We start from the raw sequence: 24,628 nt of genomic DNA, 5'->3' as shown, positions 1-24,628 counted from the left end.
GGATCTATTGTGCCTTATCGACAGGTGGCTGCTGGCGCTAGGCGGCGTCCGGGAATGGCAGCGGGAGGGCATCGTGGCTGATCCGGCGAAACGCGCGTGCGGGATAGCTCGTATAGGTACCGGTGGGTGTTTGCCACACGCGCGAGCCATCGGGGCGCACCGCAATGAGGTATTCCCCGGCGGCGGACTTTCGGCGGTGGCAGCGTTTGCACAGCACGAGGAGATTGCCGACGCTCGTGCCGCCCCCGTCGTGCCACTCGATGACGTGGTCGAGCTCACCGCGAGCGCGCGAATCACAGCCCGGGCCTTGGCAGGCCAGGTCGCGTGCCCGCACGGCCGCTTCGATCGCTGCCGGTGGGCGATACCGGTGACGGCCGACGTCCAGCGGGACGCCACTCGGCCCATCGGTGATGATCCGCTGCCACGTGCCGCCGGCGGCCAAGAGCGCTCCGAGCGCGGGCGCGATCGGCCCATAACCTTCGACCCACGCGGCCTCGGTCCGCCCGACTGGCCGCCCGAGCGCGTCCCGGCTTAGCTCGAGGATCTGGCGGCCATCGCCGAGGAGCTGAGCGGTTCGCTCGGCCGTTTCGGCATCGCCGTCGTATAGATCAGCCAGCACTGCCGCGGGTGCGCGGTGTGGGTCCCAGCCGGGCAAAAGGCGCGCGAGCACCTCGAGCGGCACGGTCACGGCGATCTTGGTCGGTGGGATGTGGACCGGATCGCCGCAGGTCGTCGTGAGGTGGGCGCCAGTTTGCAGGGCTGTGATCGCCCAGCTCGCAAGGACGTCGGCGCGCAGCTGGTGATACGTGCGGCAGTCCCCCGCCGTCAGGGCCGCGCGGGCCGCGGCATCGAGGGCGTGATCGATACTGGCACTCTGCTCGGCGGTGAGGTCCATCCGCATGAGCGCCATGCCATGGGCACGCGAGCGCGGCCGACTGACCCGGCGGCGCTCGCTGGCATCGGCGTGCAGTTCATTAGCGGTGTCAGGATCGAGTTCGATCAGGAGCCGCTCGATGTCCTTGCGGATTTCGCTCACCGTGCGGACGCTGGCGTGGCTGAGCGCCACGCTTTCGACCGCGTGGGCGAGATGCGGCGGGACCCCGCGCAGCCCATCGGCCAGGACGATGGCTTTGTCGAGGGAGAGTTCCCCGGCATCCAGGGCGGCGGCAGTATGTGGCAGGTGGTCGTAGATTTGGGCGGCGGCGCCGAGGAGTTTGCCGGCCTTGTAGGTGGAGATGCCAAGCGAGCGCGCCAGCTGCTCCCCCGTCGTGTCGAGCCCGCCGGCTGGGTCATCGAACATGAACGCGCGGGAGGCTTGCGCATGCATGGCGTGGCGCAGCAGTGCGGCGTGCGCGCGGTTAATGAGGCGAGCGACCTGACCGGCCGCGACGATATGAGTCATCCCACTGACGTCATCGCATGCCGGCGACTCGGTGAGGATTTGCACGGGTTCGAGCATCCGCTCCACGACCTGGTAGCTGTGGACAAGCGCCTGTCGCAACTCGGTATCGCGCGCGTGATTGGCCCGATTGTGGCGCACGTAGGCCTCATGGGCCGTCTCGACCTCGAAGTCGAGGAACTCCGGGTCGTCTTCCGGTGGTGGGGTGTCCGGTTCCATGATGCCTCCAGCGTGATCGACGTGTGGGAAGTCAATCACCTCGCCATGACACGGGCGGAAACCGCGTGGGCTTGTCCACATTGGATGGCGCGGCTGGGCACCTTGTGCATATAGTTCTTCAGTCCCGGATCGGCAAGCCCCGGGCTCCAACATTTGCCGCTTCGAGCGGCCTCGCGCCGTCAGGCGCCTGCCGGTCCGGGGCTTTTTCATGCCATCGGTGGTCTCACTCTCACCGGTGTCGGGACGTAAGTACCAGATGGCCTAAGTCAGCGCGCGGGGTGACCCAAATGTGAACGGGACCCTAATGGCTGGTTGCAGGTTTTCTATGACTTTCGCCGATCGTGATCTACCCTGGTTGCGGATGTGGCCGACCGCCTGTCCGCCCGTCACCATTCAGGAGATTCCGTGCGATTTCGAGTAACTCCCCACGACAGTTCATTCTTCGACATCATGGCCGAGACAGCTGACTGTCTCGTGCGTGGATCCGCGCTTTTGGTGCAGATTCTGAACGCTGACATGAAGGACCGCAAGGAACTGGCGGCCAAGCTTCACGAGGTGGAAAACGAGGCCGATGGCTTCACCCACAAGCTCTACCAGAAGCTGAACCAAACGTTCGTCACGCCACTGGATCGTGACGACCTGTACCTTCTCGCATCCAATATGGATGACTGCATGGACTACATGGATGAGGCCGGCGACCTCATCGTGTTGTACAAGATCGGTGAGCTGCCCAAGCGCGTCGTCGCCCAGGTCAACGTCCTGCAGCGCTGCGCCGAACTCACCGCGGAGGCCGCTCCCCGACTGCGCTCGATGGATTCGCTGCGCGATTACTGGGTGGAGATCAACCGGCTCGAAAATGAAGCCGACCGGGAATACCGTCGCCTGCTTGCCGACCTTTTTGAAAAGGAAGACGATCCCAAGCGGATCATCAAACTCAAGGACATCATCACGTCGCTGGAACGTGGCGTCGACGCCTTCGAGCGGCTCGCCAACGCCGTTGAGACCATCGCGGTGAAGGAGTCCTAAGGTGGATTTCGCTGGGGTGCTTGTCATCCTCGTCATCGTCGTAGCCCTCGTCTTCGACTACACCAATGGCTTCCACGACGCCGCCAACGCGATCGCTACCTCGGTCTCGACGCGGGCACTGACCCCGCGTGCGGCGTTGCTCATGGCGGCCGTCATGAACCTCATCGGGGCGCTCCTGGGGACCGGGGTGGCCGAGACCATCGGCTCTGGCATCATCTCCGCTCCCGAAGGGGTGCATGGGCTCACGATTGTCTTTTCTGGCCTCGTTGGTGCGGTCGTGTGGAACCTCATCACCTGGTGGTTCGGGCTACCTTCCTCGTCCTCGCACGCGCTGATCGGCGGCCTTGCCGGCGCCGGTCTAGCGAGCGCTAGCCAGGTGCACTGGACGGTCATCGGGGAAAAAGTCGTGATTCCGATGGTGGTCTCCCCCCTCGTCGGCTTTGGCCTCGCGTATCTCGCGATGGTCGGACTCATGTGGTGGCTCAAGGACGTGGCCTACCGCCCCGCGATGCGACGCTTCCGGCTCCTGCAGACGATTTCTGCCGCCGCGATGGCCCTGGGCCACGGCCTGCAGGATGCGCAGAAAACGATGGGCGTGATCTTCCTGGCCCTCGTCGCCCATGGCTGGGCGAATCCGGGCGATGGCATCCCCTTGTGGGTCAAGCTCGCGGCGGCTTCCGCGATCTCGCTTGGCACCTACTCCGGTGGCTGGCGCATTATGCGGACCCTCGGACGCAAGATGATCGAACTCGACCCAGCACGCGGCTTCGTTGCCGAAACGGTGGCGGCCGGCGTGCTTTATTCGACCGCGTTCTTGTGGCACGCCCCGGTTTCCACGACCCACACGATCACCTCGGCGATCATGGGTGTCGGTGCGACGAAGCGGCTGTCGGCGGTGCGCTGGGGGGGTCGCGGGCAATATCGCAGTCGCGTGGGTGCTGACGATCCCGGCGGCTGCCGGCGTCGCGGCGTTGATGTACTTCCTGTTTACGCCGATTCTCGGCTAACAGATCTCGTCATCGAGAGACGCGTTCGGAAATGAATTTTTCGAGCGCGTCTTTTGATTCCCCCAGTTTTTTCACTGAGTATCCGAGCGCTTCGGAGGCCTCATTCTTGTCCAGCCGGAACGTGTCATTGCCGCTGGAGATCTCGACATAGTCGAGGTTCTTGATCAGCCCGAGAGCTTCCGTCGCCTTGGTCATCACCGCGCTGTCGGCAACGGCTCCCTTGATTTCATCAAAGCGGAGCTTCAAGCCGTGGGGTACCTTCTCGGTATCGAGTTCGATGGTGTATTTGCCGAGATCGTCGAAGCCGATCTGATCGAGGAGCTGGGTGACCTTGGAGTTATCTCCGATGTAGTCCACGCGGTGATCGAAGAGGTCACCGGCACCGCCGCCTTGTTCGGAGCAGCCTGCCAGTGCGATCGCGCCAGCCAGCAGCGCGGCCGCAAGAGTCCGTACCAGTTTCATTTCTCCCCCAAGGTCATGAATTGTGGTGGTGACATCGTAGCGCCGATGCTCACACATGTGGCGGCGGGACCCTCCATCCCGCCGCCACACCTCACCCCCGGTTTGCACCGGAAGACGTGAAAGGTTTAACCGAAGCGACCCGAGATGTAGTCTTCGGTTTCCTTTTGCGACGGAGTGGAGAACATCGTCTCCGTGGTGTCGATTTCAACCAGGCGGCCGGGCTCGCCCGTCGCCTTGAGGTTGAAAAAGCCCGTCCTATCGGAGACACGAGCCGCCTGCTGCATGTTGTGCGTGACGATGACGATCGTGTACTTCTCCTTGAGCTCGATCATGAGGTCTTCGATCGCGAGCGTGGAGATGGGGTCGAGGGCTGAGCAGGGCTCGTCCATGAGGAGAACCTCGGGGCGCACCGCGATCGCGCGGGCGATGCACAGGCGCTGCTGCTGTCCACCGGACAGCGAGGAGCCGGGACGGTCAAGGCGGTCCTTGACTTCGTTCCACAGGTTCGCGCCGCGCAGCGAGGACTCCACGAGGTCGGATGCTTCCGAGCTCTTCATCTTGCGGTTGTTGAGCTTGACGCCCGCGAGCACGTTGTCCGCGATCGACATTGTCGGGAACGGGTTGGGGCGCTGGAAGACCATGCCGACGAGGCGGCGCACCTGGACGGGGTCGACCTTCGGGTCGTACAGGTTGTGGTCGTCAATGAGGACTTCACCTTCGACGCGGGCGCCGGGGATGACTTCGTGCATCCGGTTGAGCGTGCGCAGGAAGGTGGACTTACCGCAGCCGGAGGGTCCGATGAGTGCGGTAATGGAACGCGGTTCGATCACCATGTTGACATCGGCCACGGCCTGGAAATCGCCGTAGTAGATATTCAGGTCACGAACATCGATTCGCTTCGACAAGGGATGGCCTTTCGTGGAGGGAGGGAGTGGGTGAGGATTGCTGGCCGCTAGACGCGGCCCTTCGGGGCGAACAGGTAGGCGACGAGCCGGGCAATGAGGTTCAAGCCCATGACGATGATGATGAGCACGAGGGCGGCAGCCCAGGCGCGGTCATAGTTGATCGTCGTAATGCAGTCGACCTGGTCCGGGCGGCAGGGCACGAGGCCCTGGGAGTATTCCCGGTAGACGAACACGGGCAGCGTCATCATGCGGCCGGAGAAGACGTTGTTGTTAATCTTGTCCAGCACGCCGACCGTGATGAGCAGCGGTGCCGTCTCACCAATGACGCGGGCGATGGCGAGCATGACCGAGGTCGTCAGACCGGTCGCGGCAGTGCGCAGTACGACCTTGACGATCGTGAGCCACTTCGGCACGCCGAGCGCATAGGAGGCTTCCCGCAGTTCGTTCGGAACCAGGCGCAGCATCTCTTCGCTGGAGCGCACGACCGTCGGGATCATGAGAACCGACAGCGCGACAGCGCCCATGATGCCAGCGCGATAGCCGGGACCGACGAGCAGGTGGAAAGCGGCGGCGGCGAACAGGCCCGCGACGATCGAGGGAATACCCGTCATGACGTCGACGAAGAATGTCGTCATCCGCGCCAGGCGGGAATTGTTGCCGTACTCGACGAGGTAAATCGCGGTGAAGATACCAATCGGTACCGAAATGATCGTCGCCCAACCGGTGATGAGCAGCGTTCCGATGATCGCGTGGTAGATACCGCCCGCATCCATACCGCCGTAGACGCCGTTCATCGACACCGACAGGAAGTAGGGGCTGAGCCGCTTAATACCGTGCGAGATCGCGACCCACAGCAGCGAGAACAGCGGAATCATCGCGAGGACGAAGGCCGCGGTCACGAGCCCCGTGGCGAATCGGTTTTCCCACGCGCGGCGGCGCTCGAGCGCCGGGTTAGCGGGCAGGAAGGGGTTGGTCTTGGTGGCGCCTTCCGGCGCGGTTTGCACGCTCATTAGTTGGCTCCTGAGAACTCAGCGCGACGCGCGATGATGGCGCGTGCCGCCATGTTGACGACCATGGTGATGACGAACAGCGCAAGGCCCGTGGCGATTAGCGCGGAGGCGATCTCGGCGTTGGACTCGGGGAACTGCAGCGCGATGTTCGCCGCGATCGTCGAGTGCTGGCCGGCCTTGAGGATCTCCCAGCTGTAGGTCGAACCGATCCCAAGGACCATGACGACGGCCATCGTTTCACCGAGGGCGCGGCCAAGGCCCAGCATCGAGGCGGAGACAATGCCGGAGCGGCCAAAGGGCAGGACCGCCATCTTGATCATTTCCCACCGCGTCGCACCCAGGGCGAGCGCGGCTTCTTCGTGCAGCTTGGGCGTCTGCAGGAAGACCTCGCGGGCAACCGCGGTGATGATCGGCAGAATCATGACCGCCAGGATAATGGCGACGGAGGCCATAACCTTGCCGGAGGCCGAGACCGGGCCACGGAATAGCGGGATGAACCCGAGGTAGTCCGAGAGCCATTCGTAGACCGGCAGCAGCCGTGGCAGCAGCCAGACGCCGCCCCACAGGCCGTAGAGCACGGAGGGGATCGCGGCGAGCAGGTCGACCAGGTAGCCGAGGGTCGCGGCCACTCGTCGAGGTGCATAGTGCGAGATGAACAGTGCGATGCCGACGGAAACCGGGACGGCGATGAGCATCGCGAGGAAGGCGGATAGCAGCGTACCGAAGATCTGCGGGCCGGTGAAGGCCGCGAGGGAGACGGTATCGGCGGAGCCGACCGTGCGGATCCGAAGTTCGGAGTCCGTCAGCGCGGGCCAAGCCCGGTAGATCAGGAACGCTGCCACGGCGGCGAGCGTGCCAAGGATCATGAGGGCGGCGCCGGTGGAGACGCCCGAGAAGATCTTGTTGCCCTGCTTGCCGGTACCGCGAGCTGACTTGAGCTTCGAGCTGGTGGGTTTCGGTGTGGTGCTCTGGGGGTGAGAGGGAGCGGTGGTCACATGTTCTCCGATGGATTGAGCCATGGGTGTGCCGCCGGCTCCGCGTGTGAGGAAAACGGAGCCGGCGGCAGTGGAGTCGTTAGCCGACCTTGATCGAATCGATCGCGGCCTTGACCTTTTCGGCCATCTCGGCCGACAGCGGGGCCGAGCCCGCAGCGTTCGCGGCGACGTTCTGGCCCTCTTCGGAGGCAACGAAGTTCAGGAAGCCCTTGACGAGCTCACCGGACTCAGCATCCGGGTAGCTGGAGCAGACGATCTCGTAGGCCACGAGGACCAGCGGGTAGGCTTCGGCCGAATCCGGCTTGCGCTCCAGGACGAGCGGCATGTTGGTGTCGGTCGCACCTTCCGCGGGCTTCGCGTTGTCGACGGCCTTGGCGGCGGTCTCAGCGGAGAACTTCACGAAGCCGTCAGCGGTCTCCAAGGCGATGGTGCCAAGGGAGCCGGCCTGGGAGGCATCGGCGTAGCCGATCGCACCCTGGGCGCGGTTGACGACGTCGACGAGACCAGCGGTCTTGTCGCCGGACTCACCGCCGGAGATCGGCCAGGACTTGTCGGCCTCGTGGGGCCACGCGTCCGGAGCGGCTTCGTGCAGGTAGTCGGTGAAGTTCTCGGTGGTGCCCGACTTGTCGGCGCGGTGGACCGGCGTGATGGCCAGGTCCGGCAGCTCGACGTCCGGGTTGTCCTCGGCGATGGCCGGGTCGTTCCACTTGGTGATCTCGCCCGCGAACACCTTGGCGATGGTGTCGGCCTTCATGTTGAGGTTCTCGACGCCCTCAAGGTTGAAGATGACGGCAACCGGGGAGATGTACATGGGCAGGTTGAGGGCGGGGGCGCCACAACGCTTCTCAGCGCTGGCGACCTCGTCGCCTTCCAGAGCCGCATCGGAGCCGGCCCACAGGACCTTCTCACCGATGAACTGTTCGATTCCGGCGCCGGAGCCGACCGGGTCGTAGGCGACCGTGGCTTCGGTGTTCTTGCCCTGGAACTCAGCGATCCACGCCTTCATTGCGGATTCCTGGGAGGAAGCACCCGCACCGGCGATGGAGCCCTTGAGCGAGGCAGTTGCCTCGGTGGTTTCGGTGTCGGTGGTCTCGTTGTCCGAGCCACCGGTGGTGCCGGTGGAGCCACTCACGGCGTCGTCGGACCCGCAGGCGGCCAGAGAAAGGGCCAGGAAGCTGGCTGCGGTGACGGCGGTCAAGCGACGGGTACCGTTGCGCATGGATATACGTCCTTCGTCTCGAATGATCGTGGCCCAGTGCGGGCCGACGAGTCGACCGTAAGAGTCCAAAGTGACCGCAATGGTCAAAGAAGGTAAACGCGACGTGAACGCGGGCTTGGTTTAGGTCACAGTTCGGTCGCGGGGTTAACCGACCGGACGCTGATGCTCGATTGCCGTGACAATCACGCGGCCCTTGTGGTGCGCAGCCAGGTGGACAACGAGGACCTCGGCGGGCTTGAGCCACGGGTCGGTTTCCGGCAGCTGTTCCATGATGCGGTAGGGCGTGTGCTCGGTCAGGGCCTCGATAATCGTGGGCATCACGGGCCGGTGGGTGCACAGGGCGACGACCTCCCCCGGGGTGAACATCTCCTCGCGGATGAGTCGCGTGACCTTCTTCGGCTTCTTCTCATGGGCCGCTTCCGTCAGCTCCGACGCAGTTTCCAGTTCGGCACCGATGACGTTCGCGTAGGGCTCGACCGTCGCGGCGCAGCGCTCCCACGGCGAGGTGATGACGCGCGCGACGCCATAGGCACTGAGCAATGGCACGAGCCGCTTGGCTTGATCGCGTCCTTGCTTCTCGGTCAGCGGTCGGCGCTCTTCGGGCCCGTCGAATGCTTCACGCTTCTTGGCTCTCGCATGCCGGACGATAAGGACGGTCCAGGTGCGCAGGCGATCGTCGTTGTACTCGTCCAGGAGTTGGAAGAGAGGTTCACGATCGTGCGGGTAGGTCAGCAGCTTGGCCGCCTGCTTGGCGCCGACCCAGCGGGTTTCATCGATTTCTTTTTTCGGGGCACGCTTGACCTTGCCGCGGGCCTGATCCCAAATTCCGACGGGGGCATCGGCATTGGCGGCCCAGTAGTGCGATTCCTTGTGGCGTCCGTCCTTCAGGCGGTAGCGCACGGTGCCAAGGGAACGTGAGAGCGCGACGCGGTAGCCGGTTTCTTCCTCGACTTCGCGCACGGCGGCAGCGGGCAGGGATTCGCCTTTTTCTACCTTGCCTTTGGGCCATGCCCAATCGTCGTAGGTCGGACGGTGTACGAGAAGGACTTCAAGTTTGCCGCGGCGTTCGCGCCACAGAACTGCTCCGGCGGCGTGGACTACCCCGGTCACCGGGCAGCGAGCCTTCCGCGCGTCTGATCCATAATGACGACCTGCGAGTCGGCCAGTGGCTCGCCGTTGGCGTCGGTCGCGTGCCGGGTCCAGGTGCCGTCTTCTTCCAGGTGCCAGCTCATCGTCGTATCAGCCATTGACAGCTCGAGCAGGTCGAGCAGCTTCTGCTTGTGCTCCTCGTCGTCGATCCGGATGAGGGCTTCGACGCGGCGGTCGAGGTTGCGGTGCATGAGGTCGGCAGAGCCGATAAAGATATCGGGCTCGCCGTCGTTGGCGAAGGCGTAGATGCGGGCGTGTTCGAGGTAGCGCCCGAGGATGGAGCGCACGTGGATGTTCTCCGATAGGCCCGGAACCTGGGCGCGCACGGCGCAGATTCCGCGCACGACCATGTCGACCCGCACTCCTGCTTGGGAGGCGCGGTACAGGGCATCGATCGTTGCCTCGTCGACAACGGAGTTGCACTTAAAGCGGATCCAGGCATCCTTGCCGGCGAGTTTGTTCTCGATTTCGCGGTTGATGCGTTCGATGAGGCCGGTGCGGATGGATCGCGGCGCGACGAGGAGGCGGTGGAACTTCGTCTTGGGCGCGTAGCCGGAGAGTTGGTTGAACAGCCGGGTCAGGTCCTGACCGACATTGCGATCGCAGGTCAGGACTCCGAGGTCCTCATACCCGCGCGCCGTCTTCGGGTTGTAGTTACCGGTGCCGACGTGGCAGTAGCGGCGCAGTCCGCCCTCTTCCTTGCGCACGACGAGCGCGAGCTTGCAGTGGGTCTTCAGGCCGACGAGGCCGTAGACGACGTGCACGCCGGCCTGCTCGAGTTTGCGGGCCCAGGTGATGTTGTTTTCCTCATCGAACCGGGCTTTGATCTCCACCAGGGCGAGAACCTGCTTGCCGGCGTTAGCGGCATCGATGAGGGCATCGACGATCGGGGAGTCGCCGGAGGTGCGGTACAGCGTCTGCTTGATGGCAAGGACCTGGGGGTCGGCGGCGGCCTGGGTCAAGAACTGCTGGACCGAGGTCGAGAACGACTCATAGGGGTGGTGCAGGAGGATCTCATTTTCGCGGATCGCGGTGAAGAAGTCGGTAGGCGTCGCGGATTCGACGCGCGCGAGCCGTTCGGCTGTCACCGCCACGTATTTTGGGAACTTCAGCTGTGGCAGGTCCAGGTCGTGAATGATGTTAAGGCCGCGCAGATCCAGCGGTGCGGGAAGGACGAAGACGTCCTGTTCGCTGACGCCGAGCTCGCGGATCAGCAGTGACAACACATTCTTGGAGATGCCCTCGGCGACCTCCAAGCGGACGGCGGGGCCGAAGCGGCGCCGCACGAGCTCCTTTTCGAGTGCCTTGAGGAGGTTTTCGGCATCGTCTTCTTCTACCTCCAGGTCCTCGTTGCGGGTGACGCGGAAGGTGTGATGCTCGATGATCTCCATGCCGGGGAAGAGGTGATCGAGGTGCTGGCCGATGATCTCCTCGATGGGCACAAAGGATGCATCGGCAAGTTCCTCGGAGCCGATGTCTTCCGGCCGGCGAGGCTTACCGGAGGCGTCGACGGCGATGTAGCGCGGCAGCAACGGCGGCACCTTGACGCGCGCGAAGTGCTCCTTGTTCGTCGCCGGGTGGCGCAGCATGACGGCGAGGTTGAGGGACAGACCGGAGATGTAAGGGAAGGGGTGGGCCGGGTCAACGGCGAGCGGCGTGAGGACGGGGAAGATCTCCTTGCGGAAGAACTTTTCGAGGCGCTCCTGCTCCTTGTCCTCCAGGTCCGGCCAGTGCAGCAGCCGGATACCCTCGGCGGCGAGCTTGGGTGAAACGTCGTCGGTAAAGACCCGGGCGTGGCGCTCGCACAGTTCCTTGGCGCGCACCGAGATGCCGTCCAACACCTGGCGCGGGGTGAGACCGGATGCAGCCGTGACGGCCATGCCGGTGGCGATGCGGCGTTTCAGGCCGGCGACGCGCACCATGTAGAACTCATCGAGGTTGGAGGCGAAGATCGCGAGGAACCAGGCGCGCTCTAACAGCGGCAGGCTTTGGTCCTCGGCCTGTTCCAGGACGCGCTCGTTAAAGGCGAGCCAGGATAGTTCGCGGTCGGCAAAGCGTCCCTCGGGCAGGGGCTGTTCCCAGGGCGGGAGGGAGTCTTCGCTCTGGTCGGCGATATCTTCGGCGAGTTCATCGGAGCTCAGCGCGACGCCGGCCTCGAGGGTGTGCTCGTGTAGATCGTCGGGTTCGCTCTGATTATCGGCGACCTCGGCCCGGTCCTCATTACTCGACATCATCATCACCCTCGCTAGGCGTTAGGCTCTCGCTACCAACGTATTGCACGTCGGTGCCCTTATGAACGAATCCTTGCACCTCGTAGGTGTGGATCGCGACCTTGTCCGCTCCATCGACGTAGAGCTCTGCACGCGTGGCCCCCATGTTGACGGCCGTCGTCAGGGCTTCGCGCATCAAGAGGGAACCGATCCCCTTGCGCTGCTGGGTGGGATGCACGCCGACGACGAAAATTTCCATGACGCCTGGCTTGGCTGGCTTGAGCCACACAAATCCGGCGATGGCGGGCTCCCCCGGTGCGGGATTCTTGATCGTCAGCAGACGCAGCAGGTGGGGCTGCCACCATTTTTCTTCGCGCAGTTCGGCAAACGCGGCTTCGTCGACCTGGGACTGTTCGGGGTGGTCGGCGAATGCGGCCTGGTTCGTATGGACCCAGTCGGCTTCGTCGCCCTCACTGAAGCCGCGCAGCACCATACCGGCAGGGGGCTTGAGCGAGGCCGCCATCTCGTCGGCGTTATGCTCCATGAGCTCTTCGATCGGGCCGAGCTCGCATTCCATGTACCACAGCTCGCGAACGGGACGCAGGCCCGCGTCGCGCGCAACGGCCTCGGCTCCCGGTAGGTTGCCGTGGGCCCACACGGCGGCCTTCGGGTAGCGCTTGTGCACTGCGCGCAGCAGGAGTTTACCAAGGCCCTTGCCGCGGTGGTCGGGGTGAACGCCGAACTCCGCACTCGTGCCGTCGCACCAGGCGAATGCGACCGGTTCCTCGCCCTCCATGAGGACGGCGTATTCATCTCTCGGCTGCGGACGTCGCAGGTCCGCGAGCGCCGTTGCTCCGAAGGCGGCGATGCCATCGTGCTCGGCGATTTCCTCGGCAAGTGCGACCAGTTTGGTCGCGATGATGGGGTCGAGGTCGGCTAGTGATTTCATGATTCTTCCCCCTGTAGCAGCACGCCGGCTCGATGCCGGTGGGCTGCCAGCTCCAAGTCGGATGCTGTCGTCTCAAGCTTGTCGCGATCGATCCCCTCGGTCCTGTCGTCGGCGCCCGCGAGGACGACTCGGATGAGGGCAGCACTCCGGTCGAAAGCGACGTCGATATCCCCGGTGAAGACGCCCCCAAAGATCTGGTCGATCGTTGCGCGGACCTCGTCGGGGCCGTGCAGCGGCGGGACGCCGGCGACGGCGTGGTTGACCTCGGAGGCCTCTAGCCCCCGGTTGTACAAGCGCGCGACTTCGGCATCGGAGCGCACGATCCACTCCCGCACAACGTATAGCCGCCACAGTGCTCCGGGAAGGGATGCTGCGGAGGTGTGCGCCCACAGGTTTGCGACGATTTCGATCCCTTCGGTTTCGACCAGGCGCATGAGACGAGCGTGCACGTCGGGGTCTTGCGTGTCACGGCCGTAGCTGACAAGCACCCGAGCAGACTCGTACGCGGCGGTAAAGGCGGCCTCTGGGTCGACCCCACCTTCGACGCGGTCGAGGTAGGTCGGCTCCCACATTGCGGGCCGCCGGGGCGGGGTTCGATGTGTCACACATTCCTTCCCGATACGCGCAATTTTGCACGTATTCGTGGCAATTCCATTGTCCGTCGGCCGTGCCCTTCGCGCGACCTGACTCCCCGAGCAGGATAGCAATCTGATTTTTTCCCGCCCGCTCGCTACACTGTCATATCGCGGGCCTCTAGCTCAGTTGGCAGAGCAGCGTCCTTTTAAGTCGCGGGTCGTGGGTTCGATCCCCACGGGGCCCACCATCTAATTCTCCGCCATATCGACAAACCCCGAACTGCCCGGTTCGGGGTTTTTCACTGCAAGCGCTACTGCGGAACGATTAGTGGCCCTGCCGTGACCGGATCGACCGTCACAAACGCAGCGAGGTCAAAGGCAAGGTCTTTGACAAGAGCGCCGAGGCGGAGACGGTCATCGCCGAGGACGCCGCCCTGTTTGAAAGCGCGAAGCGCGAGAGGCCCCAGCTTGCGGGCGCGAGCGGCGTCCTCGCGCAGTACATCAAGTCTCGCGGCATCGGCGTCGTCGTTGATCCAAAAGAGCCCGGAAACTCGTTCTTCTATGACCTGGGGATGAGGTTTCCCGACGCGGTAACGCAGCTCCCGCAGCGCTCTGGGCGGGCCATCGTCTCGGCGGAGAATATCGCCACCCTCGAGGCAGATTTCATGCTCATCTATCCCCACGAAGGCACCGCGCAGGACATGGAATCCACGCCCGGCTACGGCGAGCTCCGGCAGGTGAAAACCGGGGCGACAGTCGTGGGCGATATGACCTTGGTGCAGGCGATCAACGACCCGAGCGCGCGCAGCCGCGCCTGGGCGCTAGACCAACTGCGAACAGCGTTGAGCTCGGTTACCCCTGGCTCGTAGCTACCCTTAGCCCGAGCACAAAGCGGGCGGCGGCTGCACACTTGGTGCTCGCCGCCGCCCGCTGCTGGGGGTTCGGGGTCAGATCGATGCGTGCTCGGATACGGCCTGCCGGGCCCCCGTCGCGCTGGTGGTCGCGAGCGCGGCCGTGGCGATGGTTTGGCAGTCGGCGAGCGTGTGCTGAGCGAGGGCCGCGCGCACCTCGGGCACGCGTGTGAGAGCCATCGACAGCGAGGAGACGCCAAGGCCCACGAGAACGAGCGCGAGCAGCGGGTCACCCGCCGCTTCGCCGCACACCCCGATCGTGGCACCGGCATCGTCGGCACCTTCGCAGGCGAGCTGGATCATCCGCAGGACGGCAGGTTGCCAGGCGCTGAGGAGGTCTCCGAGCTCGCCCTGCATCCGGTCGGCCGCCATCGTGTACTGGGTGAGATCGTTCGTGCCGATCGACGCGAAATCGAGACCGGCAACGACGTCGCTAGCGCACAGCGCGGAGGCCGGCGTTTCGATCATGATTCCGACGCTGGGTATGCCGCGCTCGCGAACCTTGGCCGCGAACCACTGGGCTTCCTCGGGCGTTGCCACCATCGGGGCCATAATGCGCACATCGGCATTGGTCGCCTGGTACGCGTCGGCGAGCGCATCGAGCTGGGTGTCGAGGAGTTCCTCGCGCACGCGCGTCAGGCGGATGCCACGACGACCGAGCGCGGGGTTATCTTCCTCGCCGAGATCAGCGAAGGCGAGCGGCTTATCGGCGCCCGCATCGAGCGTGCGAATGACGACGCGTCGGCCCTCGAAGGCTTCGAGCACGCTCGTGTAGGCCTTGGCCTGCTCCTCGCGGCTCGGCGGGTCCTGCCGGTCCAGGAACATGAATTCCGTGCGGAACAGGCCCACTCCTTCGACGTCGTGACCCGCGGCAAGCAGCGCTTGATCGGGGTTCCCGATGTTTGCGAGCAACGCGACCGGGTGCCCATCGGAGGTGGCTCCCGGGCCGGAATAGGCGGCGGCAGCCGCGAGGCGGCGCTCTTGTCGTTCGGCAAACTCAGCCTGCTGGGCCTCGCTCGGCCGCAGAATCACCTCGCCGGTGCCGCCATCGAGTGCGATGAGCTCGCCGCTATCCAAGTCCTCGATGCCCGCGGCCTGAACGACTGCGGGAATGCCAAGGCTCGCGGCGATGATTGCCGTGTGGCTCGTGGGACCGCCACCGGAGATGACGATGCCCTGAACGAGTTCCGGTTTCAGCACGGCAGTCTCGGCCGGCGCCAGATCGTTCGCGACGATGATGCCGGGTTCGGTCATCGTCGGGACACCCGGCGCGGGCAGATCGCGCAAGACCGCGATGATGCGATCGCGCACGTCGCTTAGGTCGGTCGCTCGCTGCGCCATGTACCCGCCGAGCAGGGCGAGCTTGTCCACGTAGGACTCGATCGCCTCGTGCACCGTCGCGGTGACGCCGCGACCCTGAGCAAGGAGCTTGTCAACCGACTTCACGAGGCCCTTGTCCGTCGCAAGCTGCGCCGTAATGAGCAGGACGTCCTTGGCTTCGCCGCTCGCGTTTTCAGCGCGCGACATGAGCTCATCGGAGACCTCCCGCAGGGCATCGCGAATGCGCTGCCCATCGGCCTGCGGGTCTCTCGAGCCGGGCTCGCTCTCATTGATTCCGGGGGCCGGCCGCACCGGGACGGCGGGCCCGTAGGCCGAGCCTACGGACACGCCGATCCCGTGCAGGGTGAGCGATGAGCTCATGCCTCACTCCGGCTCAGCAGTTCAACGAGCTCATCGAGCACGCTGGCCGCGGAGTCCTCTGCCATCAGGGTGACTTCATCGCCCCGTTCCGCGCCGAGCGTGATGACCTCGAGCAGGCTGGAGGCGTCAGCCTCGTTGCCATCGAAGCTAATCGTCACCTCTGCTCCGGAGTCGTTCACGGCGTTCACGAAGAGCGCGGCAGGGCGCGCGTGGAGCCCCGACTTGGCTCCAATCGTTGCGGTTCTGCTGATCATAGGAGTGATCCTCTCACTTGAGGGTGACGATGCACACCGGCACGTCATCGCTTTCGTCGACGGTCATCTTGGCGACCTGGGCGGCCTTGGTGCACACGACCGGGGTGACCGGGTCGAGGCCCTTGGCGCGCACGGCGGCGACGTCCATCCGGATGACCGGCTGGCCAGCCTCGACGTGATCGCCGGTGGCGGCGAGGGCCTCGAAGCCCTCGCCCGCCAGCTCGACGGTCTCCAAACCGATGTGCACGAGGATCTCCAGACCTTCATCGGAGACCATCGCGAACGCGTGCTTGGTGTTGAAGACGCGGCTGAGCTTGCCCGCACAGGGAGCAACCACCTCGACGACTTCAACGTCCTTGGCCGGCCGAATGGCAAACCCGTCTCCCAGCATTTTCTCGGAGAAGAGCTGATCCGGCACGTCGACTAGTGCGACGAGCTCGCCCGCAAAGGGTGCGCGCAGTTCGACCTTCTTCTTGCCAAATCCGAATACCATCAGATTTCCTGCTCACCGTGCAGCGATGCCTCGCTGCCCTTCAGCTGGTCGGCGGCCGCGTCGTAGACGAACTGGACGTGGGGGCCAATAACGACCTGGACAGCCTTGTTCGACGGACGGATGAGGCCCGCAACCTTAGCCTTCTTGATCTCCGCTTCATTGACGAGCGAGGGATCCTTCACGACGGTGCGCAGGCGGGTCGCGCAGTAATCGAGGGTGTCGATGTTCTGCGCTCCACCCAGGCCAGCGATGACCTGACGGGCCACTGCCGAAGAATCGTCATCGGCAACGGTTCCGTCATCGGATGCTTCCACCTCGTCGCCGCGACCCGGGGTCTTGAGGTTGAACAGCGGAATGAGGAAGTAGAAGACAGCGAAGTAAATCGCAGCGAAGACGAGACCCTGAACGAGCAGCATCCACCATTTGTTCGCCAGCGGGTTCTGAGCCGACAGGAACATGTCGACAAAGCCTGCCGAGAAGCCGAAGCCGGCGGTCCAGTTCATCGCAGCGGCGACAGCAACCGAGATACCGGTCAGGATCGCGTGCACGACGTACAGCAGCGGGGCAACGAACATGAAGGCGAACTCGAGGGGCTCGGTCACGCCGGTGAAGAAGGAGGCCAGGGCGCCCGCGAACATGAGGGAGCCAACGGTCTTCTTGCGCTTGGAATCGGCGCGCAGGAACATCGCGAGGGCAGCGGCCGGCAGGCCGAACATCATGATTGGGAAGAAGCCGGCCTGGTAGCGGCCAACCACGCCAACTACGTCACAGGAGGTGCCGGTCCAGTTGCCGGGGCAGCTGGTGGCGTCGGTGGCAGCTTGAGCAGCAGCAATGGTTTCGCCACCGCGCAGGAAGTTGCCAATGTCATCGATGCCGATGACATCGAACCAGAAGATCGAGTTCAGTGCGTGGTGCAGGCCGGTCGGGATGAGCAGGCGGTTCACGACACCGTAGATGCCGGCGCCCAGGGCACCCATGCCCTGGATCCACTGACCGAAGTTAAACAGGCCGTTGTACAGCAAGGGCCACACGAAGTACAGGATACCGGCAAGGACGATCGACAGCAGGGCGGTCATGATCGGCACGAGGCGGCGGCCGGAGAAGAATGCCAGTGCATCGGGCAGCTTCGTCTTGTGGAAGCGGTTGTAGACCCAGGCGGCGAGAATACCGACGAGGATACCGATGAGGACGTTCTTATCGTTGACGGCTCCCCAACCATGGGAAACCCATTCGAGCTTTGCGGCGCCCTCGAGGTTTTCGTAATCGACGCCCTGGTAGCCGGCAACAGCCTTTTCACCAATGAGCTTCGTGACGGTGGCGTAGCCGATGAAGCCTGACAGCGCCGCAGCACCGTTGGAATCCTTGGCCAGGCCGAAGGCGATCGCGATCGCGAAGATCCAGCCGAGGTTATCGAGGACCGCGCCTCCGGAGGTGATGAGGATTGCGGCCGCAACGTTGTCGGCGCCCCATCCCGTCGGATCGATCCAGTATCCAATGCCCATGAGGATCGCGGCGACCGGCATGACTGCCACCGCGCCCATAAGGGCCCTTCCGAGCCGTTGCAGGCCCTGCATGATGCTCATCTTGTTTCCTTCCCTGATGGTGATTGGCGCTCCATTCGCCAACCATGTACCTGTACTGCGAGGTAGGCGGCTTCGCCCTCAAAGGCCCTCGGTACAGACTTCTCGCCGAGGAGGCGAGTAAGAATATGGGCCGCGATCTCGTAATCGGGGCCAAGCATCCGACGGATCACGGCGGCCACGTCGTTCTCGCGCGGCTGCGTGGTATTCAGGCGCCGATGCAGCGCCACTAGATCATGGGTCATCACTTCCAGCGTGGACTCATCGCCCACCGAGAGCATTCGAGCGACATCGTTCACGATGCCCGCGAGGCGGTTGGCGCGCTGCAGCGGCTGTTTGACGGGCTCACCGGCGCGGGCCGCATTAAGGTGCAGGGCGATGTAGGCGGCTTCGGCATCGGGTAGCTGCACGGCGAAGGCCTCATTGAGATCACGCACGAGAAGCTGGGCGGTGGCGAACTCTTCGGGAAACATTTCCCTGATCTGCGGTAGCAGCGGGTTTTCGATTGTCTCGCCACTTTCGGCACGCTGGACAGCGAAGGCGATGTGGTCCATGAGGAGCACGTAGGCGGCTGGATGAAGCTCCCCGAGCTCATCGGTGGCAAGGTCAATCGACCGGGAGATGGCATCGGCGGCGGTCGGACCGAGCGAGGAAATCCAATTGATCATTTGGACGCGCTCGGGATCGAGCTCGACGTAGCTTTGCTGGATTGCGGACTCGTCAATGAGGTCGCCAACCTGGCGACCAAATCCTATTCCGCGTCCAACAAGAACGATCTCTCCACCGGAATCGCGAGTAAGAACTGCGTTATTGCTCAAGACGCGAAGCACGCGGCGTGGTGTCCGTTCCACAGGTACTCCTCACTGAGCGGTTCACGGCATGCCAAGCAATGCCGAACCGGTAAAGCCTGCGGACAGTTACTCCCGGACTGGATAACTTACTAAGCGCACCTTATCAACACAATTCGAACAAAGGCAACCATTTTGGGCAAGAAAGTGTGAGATTGCTTAAATATAGCGTGCTAGCAGCTCGCGCGCCTGTTCGGTTGTGGCCGCATTGAGGCGGATCGCGCCATCGCGATTCTCGCCGAGCGCCTCGAGCGTCAGGGGTGCCATGCACACCGCGAGGCCCGCCCGCTGCAGCATGCCGTGATCGTTTTCGCTGTCCCCCATCGAGATGACGTCATCCCACTCGGCGTTCAGGGCGGGCAGGATCGCTGCACCGCCCTTGGTCTCGTGGGCGCTTTCGGAGATGAGGTCGGTGTAGTCGCCGCCGGAGTTCACGACGACCGCTCCCTTAATCCGTCCGAGTTCGCGCACGGCTGCCTCTTCCCGCTGGGTTCGTGGCAGCAGCAGTATTTTGCCGAAGTCATCGGCGAACTCGGCAAGCGTCGCGGTGCGGGCCTCGTCGTTGATGTGACGGATCTCGTTTCGCGAGCGTGGCGACCACCGCTCGATCAGCCATTCACGCGGGGTAAAACCCCAAACCTCGATGCCCTGCTCCGTCGCGAGCGCCAGTGCCCGGTCCACCGCGGGCCGCGGGACCGGCGTGTGCTGCAGGACGTGCCATTGTCCGTCGCGGCGCTGCAGGACCGTCGCGCCGCTACTGCTGGCAAGGAATTCCACGTGCGGAATGTCCTTGACGATCGAAGTCAGCGATCCGGTGGTGCGGCCCGAGCACAGCGCGACGTGGATGCCCGCGCGATGCAGGTCGTCGATGAGTTCGAGTGCGCCCGGATTCCACGCGTCCTTGACGCGCAACGTGCCATCGACATCGAGCAGGGCGACGCGTTCATTCACTGATTCTCCTCGCTAGAGTCGGCCGAGCAGGTCTGCTTTTTTCGCCTCAAACTCCGCCTCGGTGAGGACGCCTGCGTCGCGAAGCTCACCGAGTTTTCGCAGTTGATCCATCACATCGGTAGGGGGAGCCGGCTGGGGTGGGGCCGGCGGGATGTGGGGGCGCTCGCCCGCCTTCAGGCGCACGATGAGATCCTTGAATTGCGCGGCCTCAGCCTTGCTGCAGCGCATCGTAATCTCACCGGCCGCGGTATGAATGCCGACGACGTACTTGAGCATTCCCGACTTCTGGCTCGTCACCGAAGTGATGGCGTCGATGACGACGACCTGGGTGTCGGACTTGCCGCGAATGCCCGTCGCAAGCAGCGACATCCCCGCGGTCACGGTGCCGAGCGCCGCCTTCGCACCCGTCGACATCACGCCCGTTTTCTTCCACTCCACGCGGTCAGGAAAAACCCGCACCATCGCGTTCTTTCCCGCAATGTGGCTATCGAACTCCATTAGCGGTTGCTCGCTCATCTGCCCAGCCTTCCTTCTACGCTCCACCATAGCCGCCGGGGCTAGCATGAGGGCATGGCCCGCAACCCCGTCCGCTCCAGCTGCGCGCACCCGCACGAGTGCTCCCTGGAGGTCCGGCTGAAGGTCCTTGCCCGCTCGCCCCTGACGAGCGCGCTGAGCCGAGAGGATCACCTCGATCTCGACCGCTACCTCACGGCGCTCGGCTGGGCGGCCGGCGATCCGCTCATCTTGGCGGGCGAGCAGGCTCACGGCACGCTCATGGTCGTCGCCGGGCGAGTGCGGATCACGAAGGACACGATTGATGGCCGCGAGGTCACCGTCGACATTGCTGGCCCCGGCGACATCATCGGCCCGCTGCACACCTTCGCGAGTCCCGCGACGGAGTCGGCTTGGGCGATGGAGACCTCGTGCACCCTCTACCTGCCGGCGACGGCGCTCGAGACCGTCGTGCAGCGCTATCCGACGATTGCGCTCGCCATCATGCGGATGCAGCAGGAGCAGCTGGCTCGCTCGCGCGCCCGCAAAACCGCGCAGGCCACGACGAGCGTCGAGCAGCGGGTCGCCGCCACGCTCGCCCACCTCGATGCGAAGTTCGGGGACAGCCGGCACGACGGCTCGCGGCTACTGCAGGTGCGGCTGCGGCGCGAGGACATTGCGGGCATGGCCGGCACGACCATCGAGTCCGCCTCCCGCACGCTCGCGAAGATGAAAGCCGCCGGCACGATCGATTCTGGCCGCGAGTGGATCGCCATCACCGACCGCGACGCCCTTGCCGAGTTGGCCGCCTCCTAAGCAATTCGCCGCTCATTGATCTAGGTCAAGGACGCGTGCGCTCGCCCTTCCTATCGTCGAAGTGAGCCGCCACGGTGGCGGCGCACTCACCCGAAAGGACGTGGCTGACATGGCCTCCACGACAACGACTCTTCGCTCCGATGAACTCTCCTGCCCCAGCTGCATCGCGAAAATCGAAACCAAGCTGACCTCGCTCGATGGTGTGAGCGAGGCGGAAGTGAAATTCTCCTCCGGCCGGATCCTCGTGACGCACGACCCGCAGCGCGTCGAAGTGCGCGACCTGCTGAACGCCGTCGCGGAGATCGGCTACAGCGCCAAACCGTCGGCGATCTAAGCGCGCGACACGGATCGGAGGATCGAGATGCGGAAGTGGACAACCTGGCGAACGACGGGGGTGGCGGGTGCCCTGATTATCCTGTCCTTCCTCGCGCCAAGCGGCGTTGGCGATGCGCTCATGATCGCGGCGGCCATCGTCGCCGGTTGGCAGATCGCGCTCTCGGCGCTGCAGGCACTGCGCGTCCGGATGATCTCGATCGACCTGCTCGTCGTCGTCGCCGCTACCGGTGCCCTGTTCATCCATAACTATTGGGAAGCTGCGGCCGTGACGTTCCTGTTCGCGCTCGGCAAGGCCCTGGAGCGCACGACGATGAGCCGCACCCGCCGGGCGCTGAGCGACCTCGTGGAATCGGCGCCCGAGACCGCGACGGTGCTGCGGGGCGGTGAGCCCGTCACGCGTGCGCTGTGGGAGCTTCGCGTCGGCGACACGGTGCTCGTGCGCAATGGCGAGCAGATCCCCGTCGACGGGCGGGTGCTCTCCGGGCGCGGCGGCGTTGACGAATCGAGCATCACCGGGGAATCGCTCCCGGCCGAGAAAGCGCCCGAGGCGCAGGTCTATGCCGGAACGTGGCTGCGCAGCGGCGTGCTGCAGGTCGAGGCGCTCGCGATCGGCTCGGATTCGACGCTCGCCTCGATCATCCACCGGGTGGAAGAGGCCCAGGACGATAAAGCGAAGACGCAGACCTTCCTGGAGCGGTTCTCGCGCTGGTACACCCCCGGCGTCATCGTGGCCGCGCTCCTTGTCGGCGCCATCACGCGCGATATCGAGCTCGCGCTCACGTTGCTCGTCATCGCCTGCCCGGGGGCGCTCGTTATCTCGATTCCGGTCTCGATCGTCGCGGGAATTGGCCGCGCGGCCAAGGACGGTGTGCTCATCAAGGGCGGCGAATACCTGGAGACGGCCGCGCGCGTCGATACCGTCGTCGTCGATAAGACCGGGACGCTGACGAACGGCCGGCCCGTGCTGACCGACGTCGTCTCGCTCGATCCGGCGCTGTCGAGCGATGAGATCCTGCTACTCGCGGCGCGCGCCGAGACCGCCTCGGAGCATCCGCTCGCCGAGGCCATCATCGCCGGGGCCCGCGAGCGCGGCCTTGCGGTCGCGCTCGTGGATTCCGCCGAGAACATCACGGGCAAGGGCATTATCGCCACGGTTGATGGCGCGCGCGTGAGCGTCGGGTCCGCCGCGCTGCTCACCGAGGCGGCCGACGGCGGGCAGCTGCAGCGCTTTCACCAGGAGGGCAAGACGGCGATGTTCGTCGGTCTGCAGGGCCGCGCGGTGGGTGTCATCGCCGTCGCGGATACTGTTCGCAGCGATGCCGCGGCAGCGATCGCGGCCCTGCATGAGCGCGGCATCCGCGTCGTCATGGCGACGGGCGATGCGCAGCGCGTGGCGCATAGCGTCGCCACGAGCCTCGGTATCGACGAGGTGCGAGCGGAGTTGCTACCCGAGGACAAGCTGGCGATCGTCGCCGAGCTGCAGGCTGCGGGACACACCGTGGCGATGATCGGCGATGGCGTGAACGATACGCCCGCGCTCGCGGCCTCCGATATCGGGGTCGCGATGGGCGCCGCCGGCTCCCCCGCAGCGATCGAAACCGCCGATATCGCGCTCATGGCCGACCGGCTGCCACGGCTGGCCTATGCGCTCGGCCTGGCACGACGCACCGTGACAACGATGCGCGTCAACATCGCGATCGCACTCGTGACCGTCGCGCTCCTCGTGGCGGGCGTGATCCTTGGGGGCGTGACGATGTCGCTCGGCATGCTCGTGCACGAGGGCTCGGTCCTCCTCGTGCTCCTCATCGCGATGGCGCTGCTGCGCCCGACGCTTACCGATTCACAGCACGCCGGCCCTGCTAGCGCGGATCCAGCTCGGCCTGCCAGCCGGCCGCGAAGCACTGCGCTACAGCACGGGTGACGTCCCCGGCCGGGAAGTCGTGATCGTCCCAGCTCGTGACCGCTTGCACGTCGCGGGTGGAGGAGGTGATGAAGACTTCGTCGGCCTGCTGCGCCTCGACCACACTCAGGTCGCGCTCGACTACCTCGAGCGCGGCCTGCTCATTCCACCAGCGGATCACGAGCGCGCGCGTCACACCATCGAGGATCCCGGCGGTCAGTGGCGGCGTGACCACCTGGTCGCCGAAGACGAGGAAAATGTTCGAGCCGGTCCCCTCGGCGAGGTAGCCGGAGGTATTGGCGAAGATGCCTTCGGTGGCACCGCGCTCCTCGGCAAAGGCCAGGCCTCGCACGTTTTCGCCATAGGACGTCGTCTTCACCCCCGTCATCGCGCCCGATAGATTCCGCGTCCACGGCAGGGTGATGATCCTCGTCTCGGGCGCGGGCGGATCGACGGCTTCGGCCGCGACGATGAGCGTGCCGGGCCCCCAGGCCGCGCCGGAACCCAGCGGTCCCGCTCCCCCGGTCAGCGTGATGCGAATCTTGCCGAGTTCCCACTCGCGCCCCGCAAGCACCGCATCAATTCCGGCCCGGCAAGCATCGTGGTCGGGCTCGGGGAGCCCAAGCGCAGCGGCCGAGCGCGACAGGCGCTCCAGGTGCCGGGTGACCGCGAACGCTCCGGCGGCCTCCACCTTGAGCGCTTCGAACACCCCGTCGCCGACGACCAGGCCGTGGTCGATGGGAGAAATGATTCCCTGCGTCGGGTCAGTAACGAGGGAGCCGTTGAACCAGATTCGCTGCGTCGTTGCCATGGTTCTATCGTGCCGCAAAGCCCGCGGCGCGGGATGTCGTTAGGCGCATCGAATATGCCAAACGGCCCGCCTCCCCCGAAGGGCAGACGGGCCGCGTGACGTGTTTTCGGCTGCGTGTCTTAGACGCGCTTGGAGCCGCGGGTCACCATGAGGAAGATCGAGATGAACAGGATCGACATCAGGATTCCGAACAGGATGTAGGCAAAGTTGCCGTCCCATCCGAAGACTTCGCTGGCGAGCCAGCCGCCGGCGACGCCACCCAGGGCGCCGAGGATGATCGTCCAGAGAACCGAGAGGCCCTGGTCGCCCTTCATGAACAGTCGAGCGAGGGCACCGAAAATGGCGCCGATGATGAGGGTCCACAGAAGATGCATCATGATGGATTCTCCTAACTGAGGGTTTGTTGACAC

General features: G+C 64.8%; 24 protein-coding genes, 1 tRNA gene and 1 pseudogene. 7 read left to right on the top strand and 19 right to left on the bottom strand.

Annotated elements, in window-relative coordinates:
• Positions 1-37: 37 nt before the first annotated feature.
• Entirely contained in the window at positions 38-1,618 is a 1,581-nt protein-coding gene (locus BLU67_RS02900; protein WP_176780675.1) for an HNH endonuclease signature motif containing protein, read from the bottom strand.
• Positions 1,619-2,023: 405 nt separating this feature from the next.
• On the opposite strand from BLU67_RS02900, the gene BLU67_RS02895 reads away from it, so the two are divergent.
• Together BLU67_RS02895 and BLU67_RS02890 are read left to right on the top strand one after the other, a co-directional pair.
• Complete coding sequence (locus BLU67_RS02895) at positions 2,024-2,644, top strand: DUF47 domain-containing protein (protein ID WP_092561844.1); 621 nt, start codon at positions 2,024-2,026, stop codon at positions 2,642-2,644.
• A gap of 1 nt (position 2,645) precedes the next feature.
• Positions 2,646-3,651, top strand: a pseudogene (locus BLU67_RS02890) (inorganic phosphate transporter).
• A 9-nt stretch (positions 3,652-3,660) separates the two neighbouring features.
• Here the strand turns inward: BLU67_RS02890 and BLU67_RS02885 are convergent.
• From BLU67_RS02885 to BLU67_RS02845, 9 genes are all read right to left on the bottom strand, one after another.
• Positions 3,661-4,113 carry a DUF4825 domain-containing protein gene (locus tag BLU67_RS02885; protein WP_176780674.1) on the bottom strand — a complete coding sequence of 151 codons (453 nt, stop codon included), beginning with the start codon at positions 4,111-4,113 and terminating at the stop codon, positions 3,661-3,663.
• A gap of 125 nt (positions 4,114-4,238) precedes the next feature.
• Positions 4,239-5,018 carry a phosphate ABC transporter ATP-binding protein PstB gene (gene pstB / locus BLU67_RS02880; protein WP_092561838.1) on the bottom strand — a complete coding sequence of 260 codons (780 nt, stop codon included), beginning with the start codon at positions 5,016-5,018 and terminating at the stop codon, positions 4,239-4,241.
• 47 nt (positions 5,019-5,065) lie between these two features.
• The gene (gene pstA, locus BLU67_RS02875; protein ID WP_092561835.1) at positions 5,066-6,028 is read right to left on the bottom strand and encodes a phosphate ABC transporter permease PstA; all 963 of its coding nucleotides are present in this window, start codon (positions 6,026-6,028) and stop codon (positions 5,066-5,068) included.
• Positions 6,028-7,047, bottom strand: a complete 1,020-nt coding sequence (pstC, locus tag BLU67_RS02870) for a phosphate ABC transporter permease subunit PstC (RefSeq protein ID WP_092561831.1) — start codon at positions 7,045-7,047, stop codon at positions 6,028-6,030. Before pstC ends, pstA begins: the two co-directional genes overlap by 1 nt.
• Positions 7,048-7,102: 55 nt before the next feature.
• Entirely contained in the window at positions 7,103-8,242 is a 1,140-nt protein-coding gene (pstS, locus tag BLU67_RS02865) for a phosphate ABC transporter substrate-binding protein PstS (protein ID WP_092561828.1), read from the bottom strand.
• 144 nt (positions 8,243-8,386) lie between these two features.
• Positions 8,387-9,352 carry an NUDIX hydrolase gene (locus BLU67_RS02860; protein WP_092561825.1) on the bottom strand — a complete coding sequence of 322 codons (966 nt, stop codon included), beginning with the start codon at positions 9,350-9,352 and terminating at the stop codon, positions 8,387-8,389.
• Positions 9,349-11,622: an RNA degradosome polyphosphate kinase gene (locus tag BLU67_RS02855; RefSeq protein WP_092561822.1), complete on the bottom strand. Its 2,274-nt coding sequence runs from the start codon at positions 11,620-11,622 to the stop codon at positions 9,349-9,351. Before BLU67_RS02855 ends, BLU67_RS02860 begins: the two co-directional genes overlap by 4 nt.
• On the bottom strand, positions 11,612-12,550 hold the full coding sequence (mshD, locus tag BLU67_RS02850) for a mycothiol synthase (RefSeq protein WP_092561819.1): 939 nt from the start codon (positions 12,548-12,550) through the stop codon (positions 11,612-11,614). The genes BLU67_RS02855 and mshD overlap by 11 nt, the downstream gene beginning before the upstream one ends.
• The gene (locus BLU67_RS02845; RefSeq protein WP_092561816.1) at positions 12,547-13,155 is read right to left on the bottom strand and encodes a hypothetical protein; all 609 of its coding nucleotides are present in this window, start codon (positions 13,153-13,155) and stop codon (positions 12,547-12,549) included. Before BLU67_RS02845 ends, mshD begins: the two co-directional genes overlap by 4 nt.
• Positions 13,156-13,297: 142 nt before the next feature.
• Between BLU67_RS02845 and BLU67_RS02840 the strand changes: the two genes are divergently transcribed.
• A tRNA-Lys gene (locus tag BLU67_RS02840) sits at positions 13,298-13,373 on the top strand.
• A gap of 99 nt (positions 13,374-13,472) precedes the next feature.
• A complete protein-coding gene (locus BLU67_RS02835; RefSeq protein ID WP_092561814.1) occupies positions 13,473-13,994 on the top strand; it encodes an ABC transporter substrate-binding protein in 522 nt (173 codons plus the stop codon).
• A gap of 78 nt (positions 13,995-14,072) precedes the next feature.
• Here BLU67_RS02835 and ptsP read toward each other — a convergent pair whose 3' ends face one another.
• The 7 genes from ptsP to BLU67_RS12365 all read right to left on the bottom strand — a co-directional run bounded on the left by ptsP (position 14,073) and on the right by BLU67_RS12365 (position 20,379).
• The gene (gene ptsP, locus BLU67_RS02830) at positions 14,073-15,737 is read right to left on the bottom strand and encodes a phosphoenolpyruvate--protein phosphotransferase (RefSeq protein WP_092561811.1); all 1,665 of its coding nucleotides are present in this window, start codon (positions 15,735-15,737) and stop codon (positions 14,073-14,075) included.
• A complete protein-coding gene (locus tag BLU67_RS02825; RefSeq protein WP_092561808.1) occupies positions 15,734-15,991 on the bottom strand; it encodes an HPr family phosphocarrier protein in 258 nt (85 codons plus the stop codon). Before BLU67_RS02825 ends, ptsP begins: the two co-directional genes overlap by 4 nt.
• A 13-nt stretch (positions 15,992-16,004) precedes the next feature.
• Positions 16,005-16,484, bottom strand: coding sequence for a PTS sugar transporter subunit IIA (locus tag BLU67_RS02820; protein WP_092561805.1), 480 nt, complete (start codon positions 16,482-16,484; stop codon positions 16,005-16,007).
• On the bottom strand, positions 16,484-18,067 hold the full coding sequence (nagE, locus tag BLU67_RS02815) for an N-acetylglucosamine-specific PTS transporter subunit IIBC (RefSeq protein WP_092561802.1): 1,584 nt from the start codon (positions 18,065-18,067) through the stop codon (positions 16,484-16,486). The genes BLU67_RS02820 and nagE overlap by 1 nt, the downstream gene beginning before the upstream one ends.
• A complete protein-coding gene (locus BLU67_RS02810; RefSeq protein WP_092561799.1) occupies positions 18,064-18,915 on the bottom strand; it encodes a PRD domain-containing protein in 852 nt (283 codons plus the stop codon). Before BLU67_RS02810 ends, nagE begins: the two co-directional genes overlap by 4 nt.
• Before the next feature lie 156 nt (positions 18,916-19,071).
• Entirely contained in the window at positions 19,072-19,863 is a 792-nt protein-coding gene (locus BLU67_RS02805) for an HAD hydrolase family protein (RefSeq protein ID WP_092561796.1), read from the bottom strand.
• Positions 19,864-19,875: 12 nt separating this feature from the next.
• On the bottom strand, positions 19,876-20,379 hold the full coding sequence (locus BLU67_RS12365) for an SHOCT domain-containing protein (protein WP_222842344.1): 504 nt from the start codon (positions 20,377-20,379) through the stop codon (positions 19,876-19,878).
• Positions 20,380-20,433: 54 nt separating this feature from the next.
• Here BLU67_RS12365 and BLU67_RS02795 point away from each other — a divergent pair, with 54 nt between their 5' ends.
• The 3 genes from BLU67_RS02795 to BLU67_RS02785 all read left to right on the top strand — a co-directional run bounded on the left by BLU67_RS02795 (position 20,434) and on the right by BLU67_RS02785 (position 23,428).
• Complete coding sequence (locus tag BLU67_RS02795; protein WP_092561793.1) at positions 20,434-21,171, top strand: Crp/Fnr family transcriptional regulator; 738 nt, start codon at positions 20,434-20,436, stop codon at positions 21,169-21,171.
• A gap of 109 nt (positions 21,172-21,280) precedes the next feature.
• Positions 21,281-21,505, top strand: a complete 225-nt coding sequence (locus tag BLU67_RS02790) for a heavy-metal-associated domain-containing protein (RefSeq protein WP_092561790.1) — start codon at positions 21,281-21,283, stop codon at positions 21,503-21,505.
• A 27-nt stretch (positions 21,506-21,532) separates the two neighbouring features.
• Complete coding sequence (locus BLU67_RS02785) at positions 21,533-23,428, top strand: heavy metal translocating P-type ATPase (protein ID WP_092561787.1); 1,896 nt, start codon at positions 21,533-21,535, stop codon at positions 23,426-23,428.
• Here BLU67_RS02785 and BLU67_RS02780 read toward each other — a convergent pair.
• Entirely contained in the window at positions 23,367-24,218 is an 852-nt protein-coding gene (locus BLU67_RS02780; RefSeq protein WP_092561784.1) for an aminotransferase class IV, read from the bottom strand. The genes BLU67_RS02785 and BLU67_RS02780 overlap by 62 nt on opposite strands.
• 119 nt (positions 24,219-24,337) lie before the next feature.
• Entirely contained in the window at positions 24,338-24,595 is a 258-nt protein-coding gene (locus BLU67_RS02775; RefSeq protein WP_092561781.1) for a GlsB/YeaQ/YmgE family stress response membrane protein, read from the bottom strand.
• Between the last annotated feature and the right edge of the window lie 33 nt (positions 24,596-24,628).

It is taken from the genome of Bowdeniella nasicola (genome assembly GCF_900107735.1).
Lineage (GTDB): Bacteria > Actinomycetota > Actinomycetes > Actinomycetales > Actinomycetaceae > Bowdeniella > Bowdeniella massiliensis.
Note: the sequence above shows the minus strand (reverse complement) of the source record. Positions and strands in the feature narration are given on the sequence as shown.